The organism is Clavibacter sp. MX14-G9D, assembly GCF_032917815.1.
Lineage (GTDB): Bacteria > Actinomycetota > Actinomycetes > Actinomycetales > Microbacteriaceae > Clavibacter > Clavibacter michiganensis_K.
Genome location: NZ_JAVCVL010000125.1, coordinates 1 through 8276, shown reverse-complemented (window position 1 = coordinate 8276; position 8276 = coordinate 1). Strand labels below are relative to the sequence as shown.

Here is an 8276-nt window from a genome sequence, read left to right as displayed (position 1 = left end):
GCTCGCCGCGCCCGACGCCGCCGACGCCGTCCGGCCGGGCGGCGGCGTCGACGACGGGGCCCTGCACCGCCGCCAGCGCATCGGCCGCGAGCTCGGCTGGTACGCCTCCCGTCGCGCGGTGTACGGCTTCATGAAGCACCGCGGCATCGACACGGCCGCGAGCCTCACCTTCTACTCCACGCTCTCGCTCGTGCCCGCCGCGGTCGCGGTGCTCAGCCTCATCGGCCTGGTCGGCGATACGCGCGCGGGCGTCGAGGGCGTGCTCCGCGTGCTCACGGCCGTGCTCGGCGACCCCGCGGTCGACGTGATCCGCGACCCCGTCGAGCAGCTCGCCGACGGACCGCGCTCCGGCATCGCCTTCACCGTCAGCTTCCTCGGCGCGGTCTGGACGTCGGCGGCCTACGTCACGGCGTTCGGCCGCGCGATGAACCGCGTGCAGGAGACGGAGGAGGGCCGACCGCTCGTCAAGTACCGGGCCCTGATGCTCGTGGTGACGATCGTGCTGCTGATCGTCAGCGTCGTGATGGTGGGCATGCTGCTGCTCACCGACGAGGGCGCCCGGGCGCTGGGGCAGCACCTGGGTCTCGGCGACACGACCCTCGTGGTGTGGGCGGTCGTCAAGTGGCCGCTGCTCGTGGTGCTGCTGACGGGGATCATCGGCGTGCTCTACGCCGCGACCCCGAACCTCCGCCGCCGCCGGGTCGACCTGCTGACGTGGGGCAGCCTCGTCGCCATCGTCGCCTGGGGGCTGGGCACCGCCGGGTTCGTCGCGTACGTGACGCGGATCGCGACCTACGAGTCGACCTACGGGGTGCTCGGCGCGGTGATCGTGCTGCTGCTCTGGCTCTACATCGGGAACCTGTCGCTCGTCCTCGGCGGCGAGCTCGACGTGGAGATCATCCGCGCCCGGCAGCTGCAGGCCGGGATCCCCGCCGAGCACGCGCTGCGGCTGCCCGTGCGCGACACCACGCGGGCCGAGCGGCTCGCCCGCCGGCGCGCGCTGCTCGAGGACGAGGGACGCCGGCTGCGCGAGGCGCGGAACCCGGCGGACGCGCCCGGGGACGACGACGGGGAGCGCCGGGCGGACGCGCCGCCGACGCTCCCCGAGGACGACACCCGGGAGGTGCGGGTCAGGCGGGAGCGCTCGTCCGCACGACCATCTTCCCGACGTTCTCGCCGCGCATGAGGCCGGTGAAGGCCTCGAACGCGCGGTCGATGCCGTCGACGACCGTCTCGTCGGCCGTGATGCGGCCCTCGGAGAGCCACGGGCCCATCTTCTGGGCGAACTCGGGCGCCAGGTCCTGGTGGTTGCCGAGCGTGAAGCCGCGGAGCGTGAGCCCGCGCGTGACGATGCGCCCCGTGTTGCGGATCGCGACCTCCTCGCCCGTGGAGTTGTAGGTCGAGATCGAGCCGCAGTTGGCGACCCGGCCGAAGTCCTTGAGCGCGCCGAGCGCCGCGGACAGGTGGTCGCCGCCCACGTTGTCGAAGTAGAGGTCGATGCCGTCGGGCGCGGCCTCGGCGAGCTTCGCGTCGAGGTCGCCGCCGTGGTAGTCGAAGGCCGCGTCGAAGCCGAGGTGGTCGGTGAGGCGCTCGACCTTCTCCGCGGATCCGGCGCTGCCGACGACGCGGGAGGCGCCGAGCAGGCGGGCGATCTGGCCGACCATGGAGCCGACCGCGCCGGCCGCGCCGGACACGAAGACGACGTCGCCCTCGCGGATCGACGCGATGCGGGTGAGCCCGACGTAGGCGGTGAGGCCCGTGAGCCCGAGGACGCCGAGGTGCGCGGAGGACGCGACGCCCGGGACCTCGGGGACGGGACGGAAGGCGGCGGCCCGGCCCTGGGCGACGTCGCGCCAGCCGAGCATGTGGCTGACGAGCGTGCCGACGGCGAGGTCGTCGGAGCGGGACTCGACGACGCGGCCCACCGCGGATCCGGTCATGGCCTCGTCGAGCCCGAACGGCGGGACGTAGGAGGGCACGTCGTTCATGCGGCCGCGCATGTACGGGTCGACGGAGATGAACTCGTTCTCGACGCGCACCTCGCCGTCCTCGAGGTCGGGCAGGTCGACCTCGACGCGGCGGACGTCGTCGGGGGTGGGCTCGCCGGTGGGGCGCTTCGCCAGCTGCCACTGGATGCTGCGTGACGTCATGTGTCTCCTTCGTTCCGGGGTGCGGGCGGTCGGACGACCGGCCCGCGGCGCTCGTGGCGCGGCCCCACCCAACCACCGCCGTCTGGATGCCGCACCCAGCGAGCCGTGGCCTCGTGACGGGCGCCCGCTACGCGCCGGTCGCGGCGCTCCGCTCGGCGACGTGCGCGGCGAGCACGTCCCGCACGCTCGTCCACCGGGCGTCGCCGAACGGCGCGCGGTCGACGTGCCGCAGCTCGGCCTCGCCGCTGTACATGCTGACGAGGTACTGCATGCCCTGCCAGGCGGGGAAGGTCTCCTGCTCGTCTCGCCCGACCCGGCGCATGGCCCTGCTGGCGGCGGAGAGGACCCCCGTGGTGCCCGCCCACTGCAGCGCGAACGGCCTGCCCATGATCTCCGTCATGGTGCGCGCGATGTCCCGGGCGGTGACCCGGTCGCCCGCCACCTCGACCACGCGCGGCGCGTCGTCGTCGAGCGCCACCTGCGCGACCACGCGGGCCGTGTCGTCCTTGGTCGTGAAGTCGAGCACCTGGTCGGCGGACGACCAGTACAGGACGCGGTGCCGGTCGAACAGCACGATGGGCGCCTGGCCGGTGAGCATGTCGGCGAACGCGCCGTTGAGCACGGAGGTGGCGCGCACGGGTGCGGCGTCGAGGTCGGCCGCGAACTCGCGGCGCAGCTCGAAGTTGCGGTTGCTGCCGGGCGTCACCCGCCGGTAGTCCGAGGAGTAGTCGGAGGGGATGAAGCGCGGCACGCCCGCCGCGACCGCGGCCGCGAGGAGGGCGCGCTGGGCGCCGAGGATCACGGACCGGGCGCCGCTGACGGCGGACACGACGACGCGCGCGCCCTCGACCGCGTGGACCAGCGCCGCCGGGTCGGTGTACGCGGCCTCGACGACCTCGACGCGGGGCTCGCCGGCCCACGCCTCGACGGACGACCGGGCGCCCGGGCGGGTCAGCACCCGGACGGACGCGTCCCTGGCGAGGAGCTCGCGGACGATGCGGCGGCCGAGGTCGCCGGTGGCGCCGGCCACGACGACGGGCGGGGACGCGGGGGTGGATCCGGATGCGGGGGTGCTCACGAGGGTTCTCCATCTGCGGGTGGTCGGCGCGCCGGGCGGCGCGAGCGGTGGGGGGCGGCGACGGGCTGCTCGAGCGCCTCGCCGGTGTCGGGGAGGCCCGCGGCGGCATCGCCGGCGCCGAGGGCGACGCGCGCGAGGAGCCGCCGGAGGACGATGCGCTCTTCGGCGTCGAGGTCGCGCATGAGCACGTCCTCCACCTCGCCGAGGGCCACGCGGGCGGTCGCGAGCAGCGCCCGGCCGGCGTCGGTGGGCACGACCCGCCGGATCCGGCGATCGCGCGGATGCGGCTGCCGCTCGACGTGGCCGCCGTCGGCGAGTGCGTCGATGACGTAGGTCATCTGCGTCTTGTCGATGCCGAGCCGCTGCGCGAGGGCGAGCTGCGAGGCGGGCTCCTCGGTCGTGATCGCGACGAGCACCTGGTACCCGCGGGGGCCGCCCGGCACGTCGGCGACGGCCGTCTGCGCTGTGCGCGCGAACCCCTGGTAGACCGCCTGGAGCGACCAGCCGAGCTGCGTCTCGATCCCGCCCGCGTCCCAGTCGATGTCCGCGGCGTCCACGTCGACGTCGTGGTCGGGTGCCGAGGTGGATGCGCTCATGCGGAGATCATATCCCGCGCAGATCGTCTCTGCGCGAGATGATCTCAAGATCGTCGGCCATCCGCGGCCGGGTGCGCATCAGCCCCCGAACGGCCGCAGCGAGACCGACTCGAGCGTGCCGTCGCGCGTCTGGTCGACGACGAGGCGCACGGCCCGGGCGACCGAGGCGGGGTCCAGGTACCGCGTCTCGTCGTACTCGCCCCCCTCCTTCGCGCGGAGCTCCCGCTGCATGTCGGTGGCGACGCGGCCCGGGTGCACGCTGGAGACGCGCACGCCGTTCGGGCGCTCCTCCTCGCGGAGGGCGTCGCCGAGCGCGCGGAGGGCGAACTTCGACCCTGCGTAGACGCCGCCGGTCGGGTTGGCCGTGAAGCCGGACCCGGAGTTGACGAGCACCACCTGGCCGCCCGCCGCCCGGAGCGCCGGGAGGAGGACGCGCGTGACCTCGGCGACGGCGAAGACGTTGACCTCGAACACGCGCCGCCATTCGTCGACGGGCGTCTCCCCGACCGCGTCGCCGCCGATCACGCCGGCCGAGTGCACGAGCACGTCGAGCCGGTCCAGGGCGGGCACGCCGTCGGCGAGGCCGCCCGCGGCGAGGTCGGCGGCCCACCCCACGGCGTCGGGGAGCGTGGCGGCGAGCGCGTCGACGGCTTCCCGGTCGCGTCCGTGGACGATGACGCGGTGGGTGCGGGCGAGGTCCTGGGCGACGGCGCGGCCGATGCCGCGCGTGGCCCCCGTGACGAGGGCGACGGGGCGGGCGGTGTCGGTCATGGGTCCTCCTGGGGCGGCTCCGGGGTCGGCTCCCAGGCTAGCGAGGGCGCCGCTCCCCCTCGTCGGGCGGGGTCCGGGGCATGACGTAGCGTGAAGGGGATCCGGCCGTCGCGTCACGAGCGAGGGCTCGCCACCGCCCGCCGTCCGCCGTCCGAGGGGAACCGCCCGTGCACGCCCGCTTCCCCGCCAGCCTCGAGGTGCTGCGCCAGGAGGCCCGCGACGAGCTGGACGCCGTCATCGAGCACCGGTGCCGGAACGGCGACGACCCGTGGGAGGTCATCCCGCAGCTGCCGACCGTGGACGAGCACGTGGTCGCGACCCTCCGGCAGGACGCGCTCGAGGCCGACGGGATGGCCGAGGAGCTCGCCCGGGTGCGGCACCCGTCCACCGCGCCCGGCGTCGTCGCGCGCTTCGAGTACCGCCTGCTGCGGGGCATCGCACTCGAGCACCCGGACCTCTCGCGCGCGGTCTGGACGCTCATCGGGCGCATGGAGCGCGACCTCCGCCGCCGCTGACGAAGAGGTGATCAGGGCTGCATTCGCCCTCGGCGAACCACTTGGCACCCGTGCAGGTCGAGTGCTAATCTCGACGTAGTTGAGCCGAGGGGGCTCAACCCGCAGATCACCAGTGAGGAGTCGACCATGAACATGACCTTCGATCCGTTCCGCGAGCTGGACCGCGCGATGGGCGCGCTGGCCGAGACGCGCCAGGCGAACCGCCCGATGCCCATCGACCTGCACCGCGAGGGCGACACCTACGTGCTGGCCGCCGACCTCCCGGGCATCGACCCGGGCTCGGTGGACATCGACGTGGACGGCCAGCTGCTCACCATCCGCGCCGAGCGCACCCTCGCGGGCGACCCGGGCGTCCGCTGGCTCACCCGCGAGCGCGTCGCCGGCACCTTCCTGCGCCAGCTCACGCTCGGCCAGGGCATCGACACGGAGCGCATCTCGGCGCACTACGCCAACGGCGTGCTCAGCGTCACCATCCCGGTGAGCGAGCGGGCGAAGCCGCGCAAGATCGCCGTCACGTCCGACGACGGGTCCGGCGAGCAGCGGGCCGAGACCCTGACGGTGGGATCCGCGGCGCCCGCCGCGAGCTGACCCGGTCGCACGCGGCCCGGCCCGGCCGCGGCGCAGCCCACCTCGAGGAGCCGCCGTCCGCACACGCGGACGGCGGCTCCTCGCCGTCTGCGGGGCGCCGGGACCGGAGCCGCCCGCGAACGTCAGCCGTGCCGCGGCCGGAGCCCCGCGTGGACGGCGAGCGGGTTCCGCAGGGAGCCGTGGATCTGCAGCACCGGATCCGCGAGGTCGACCATGCGCCGGTTGTCCCGCAGCTGCAGCCGGTTGAGGCAGGAGCGCGCGAACGACGGGGTGAAGAGGTCGCTCCGCGCGATCCGGGCCGCGAGCTCCGGGTGCGCGCGCTCGTGGTCCGCGAGCGCCTCGGCGGCCACGCGCCAGAGCCCGTCGGGCCCGAGGTCCTCGCGGTCCGCGACGAGGGCGGCGGCGAAGCGCAGGAAGCCGTCCATCACGTCCGTGAGCACCGTGAGGGTCCGCTCGTCGTCGGGCACGCCGAGGCGGATGCGCCGGACGTCCTCCGGGAGCTCGCGATCCGGGTCGAGCAGCGCGACCTCCTCGGCGATGTCCTTCATGAGCACGCGCACGACGACGTGGTCGCGGAGCACGAGGATCACGTTCTCCCCGTGCGGCATGAACGCGAGGTCGTGCGCGAGGAGCGCGTGCGCGATCGGCACCAGGTACGCGTCGAGCCAGCTCCGGATCCACGCGGCCGCGCCGACGCCCGACGCGTCGATCAGCGCTCCCAGGACCGTGGCGCCCTGCCCGTCGACGTGCAGGAGGCTCGTCATGCTCATCAGCCGCTCGCCTTCCGCGAGCCCTGGCACGGGCGACTCCCGCCAGAGCGCGGACAGCATCTTGGTGTGGGAGTGGCCGACCGGCAGCGCGCGGTCGACCCGCTCGTCGCGCACGCCGACGGCCGCGACCTCCCGCAGGATCCCGAAGCCGAGCCGGGCGAACTCGGGGTCGCCCGTCACGAGCGCGTGCACCCAGTCGTTGATGGCCGGCGTCACCGCCATGTAGGCCGGTGACAGGCCCCGCGTGAACCCCATGTTGAGGATGGAGAGCGACGTCTTCACGTAGCAGCGCTCCGGGGTCGTGCGGTTCGCCCAGGTGCGGATGGACTGCTGCGCGCCGTACGCGTCGTCGCCCGTGCCGAGCAGCACGATGTCGCGCCGGGCGATGAGCCCCGCGAAGGTCACCGTGACGACGTTCTCCCACTGCCACGGGTGCACCGGCACGAGCACGCGCCGGGCGGGGTCGATGCCGAGCGACGCCATCCGCGCGCGGAAGCGCGCACGGGCCGGGGCACCGAGCTCGGCGTCGAGGAAGGCCTCCCGGTCGAGGCCGTCGATCGCGGTGAACCGGGCGAGGCGCTCGTGCACGGCGAGCCAGAGGATGCGCACGTCCTGCCCCGCCTCCGGCGCGTACCGGTCGTGGTCGTCGAGGTCGAAGCCGATGCGGCCGTTCGTCGCGACGAAGCAGGGGTGGCCCTCGTCCATGGTCGACTCCACCTCCGCGTAGGACGCCGTGAGCAGCCCGCGGGCGTCGGGCACGTCCCGCAGGCGCGAGAAGGCCGCGGCGGACAGCGTGCTGTTGAGCTCGTCGAGGTAGACGGGCAGGACCTCGTCGGTGATCCCCAGCCGGTCGCGGAGGTCGAGCACGAGGTCGGTGGCGTCGAGCTCGGCGGGAGCCCCGTCCACCGTGCGCCGGATGCTCGCCTCCTCGACGTCCCAGTGGTCGAGCTCGAGGACCCGCGCCCGGAACGCGTACGCGCTCCGCCCGTCGCCGCTCGTGACGCGGTACGCGGCCCGCTCCCGGGGGTCGTGCGGGCGCCGGGGAGCGCCCGGCGGCACGTCGGGGTCGACGCGCTCGGGCCGGATGAGCAGCTCGTGCGCGAACTCGGCGAGCGCCTTGCGGACGAGGTGGCGGGTGGCGGCGGCCCAGGCGTCGGGCCGGAGGTGCGCGGCGGGGTGGACGCCCGGGGCGGCCTCCGCCGTGCGGTCGGGGGTGGGGGTCATGGCGTGTCCGTCCGGAGGTGGGGCGTCGAGGGGCGTCCCCTCGACGGGCGTGGCGTGCAGGAGGTCGTCGCGCGTGGCGACGCTGAGGAGCGCGTGCTTCGAGCCGAGGTCGACGACCCGGAGGGGCTGGAAGCCGACGACGGCATTGAGGCGCTGGACGGCCTCGTTGCGGACGTCCGGCTCGACGACGAGGCGCCGGACGGCGGGATCGCGCAGCAGGTGCGCGACGACGTGCCGCATCACGGCGGTGGTGAAGCCCGGCAGGGGGCCGCCGGACGGCGGCGCGACGAGCAGGTGCATGCCGCGGTCCCCGGGGAGCGGGTCGAGGTGCGCGCCGATCGGGTCGTCCGCCGGGTCGTAGGCCTCGACGAGGAACGCGGGCACGCCGTCGTGGAGGCCGATCCATGCCTCGCGGCGCGGATCCGCCGCGAGGGACCGGTACGCGTCCCGCACGTCGTCGAGGGTCGCGTGCTGCATCTGCCAGAACCGGGCGCGCGGCGCGGTGACCCAGCCGTGGACGAGCGCCGCGTCGGCGTCGGCGTCCAGCGGGCGCATCGCGAGCGGCGGCGACGCGGGCGGGCGGC

General features: G+C 75.0%; 8 protein-coding genes. 3 read left to right on the top strand and 5 right to left on the bottom strand.

What is annotated here, in order from left to right:
• The coding region (locus tag Q6969_RS10575) for a YihY/virulence factor BrkB family protein (protein WP_317230402.1) at positions 1 to 1186 on the top strand (1186 nt) is incomplete at its 5' end.
• Here the strand turns inward: Q6969_RS10575 and Q6969_RS10570 are convergent.
• The 4 genes from Q6969_RS10570 to Q6969_RS10555 all read right to left on the bottom strand — a co-directional run bounded on the left by Q6969_RS10570 (position 1131) and on the right by Q6969_RS10555 (position 4595).
• Positions 1131 to 2150, bottom strand: coding sequence for an NADP-dependent oxidoreductase (locus Q6969_RS10570; RefSeq protein WP_317230401.1), 1020 nt, complete (start codon positions 2148 to 2150; stop codon positions 1131 to 1133). The genes Q6969_RS10575 and Q6969_RS10570 overlap by 56 nt on opposite strands.
• Positions 2151 to 2277: 127 nt before the next feature.
• A complete protein-coding gene (locus Q6969_RS10565; RefSeq protein WP_317230400.1) occupies positions 2278 to 3228 on the bottom strand; it encodes an NmrA family NAD(P)-binding protein in 951 nt (316 codons plus the stop codon).
• Positions 3225 to 3824, bottom strand: a complete 600-nt coding sequence (locus tag Q6969_RS10560; RefSeq protein ID WP_317230399.1) for a MarR family transcriptional regulator — start codon at positions 3822 to 3824, stop codon at positions 3225 to 3227. The genes Q6969_RS10565 and Q6969_RS10560 overlap by 4 nt, the downstream gene beginning before the upstream one ends.
• 78 nt (positions 3825 to 3902) lie before the next feature.
• Complete coding sequence (locus tag Q6969_RS10555) at positions 3903 to 4595, bottom strand: SDR family oxidoreductase (RefSeq protein ID WP_317230398.1); 693 nt, start codon at positions 4593 to 4595, stop codon at positions 3903 to 3905.
• Positions 4596 to 4762: 167 nt separating this feature from the next.
• Here Q6969_RS10555 and Q6969_RS10550 point away from each other — a divergent pair, with 167 nt between their 5' ends.
• Both Q6969_RS10550 and Q6969_RS10545 read left to right on the top strand, forming a co-directional pair.
• On the top strand, positions 4763 to 5110 hold the full coding sequence (locus Q6969_RS10550; RefSeq protein WP_094116231.1) for a hypothetical protein: 348 nt from the start codon (positions 4763 to 4765) through the stop codon (positions 5108 to 5110).
• Positions 5111 to 5236: 126 nt separating this feature from the next.
• Entirely contained in the window at positions 5237 to 5698 is a 462-nt protein-coding gene (locus Q6969_RS10545; protein WP_317230397.1) for an Hsp20/alpha crystallin family protein, read from the top strand.
• Between the two features lie 122 nt (positions 5699 to 5820).
• On the opposite strand, the gene Q6969_RS10540 is transcribed toward Q6969_RS10545, so the two are convergent.
• Positions 5821 to 8247 carry a GNAT family N-acetyltransferase gene (locus tag Q6969_RS10540; RefSeq protein ID WP_317230403.1) on the bottom strand — a complete coding sequence of 809 codons (2427 nt, stop codon included), beginning with the start codon at positions 8245 to 8247 and terminating at the stop codon, positions 5821 to 5823.
• Positions 8248 to 8276: the final 29 nt, after the last annotated feature.

Coding starts and splice junctions, on each gene's coding strand:
- Q6969_RS10570 (WP_317230401.1), bottom strand. CDS start 2,150: ATGACGTCACGCAGCATCCAGTGGCAGCTGGCGAAGCGCCCCACCGGC.
- Q6969_RS10560 (WP_317230399.1), bottom strand. CDS start 3,824: ATGAGCGCATCCACCTCGGCACCCGACCACGACGTCGACGTGGACGCC.
- Q6969_RS10555 (WP_317230398.1), bottom strand. CDS start 4,595: ATGACCGACACCGCCCGCCCCGTCGCCCTCGTCACGGGGGCCACGCGC.
- Q6969_RS10545 (WP_317230397.1), top strand. CDS start 5,237: ATGAACATGACCTTCGATCCGTTCCGCGAGCTGGACCGCGCGATGGGC.
- Q6969_RS10540 (WP_317230403.1), bottom strand. CDS start 8,247: ATGCGCCCGCTGGACGCCGACGCCGACGCGGCGCTCGTCCACGGCTGG.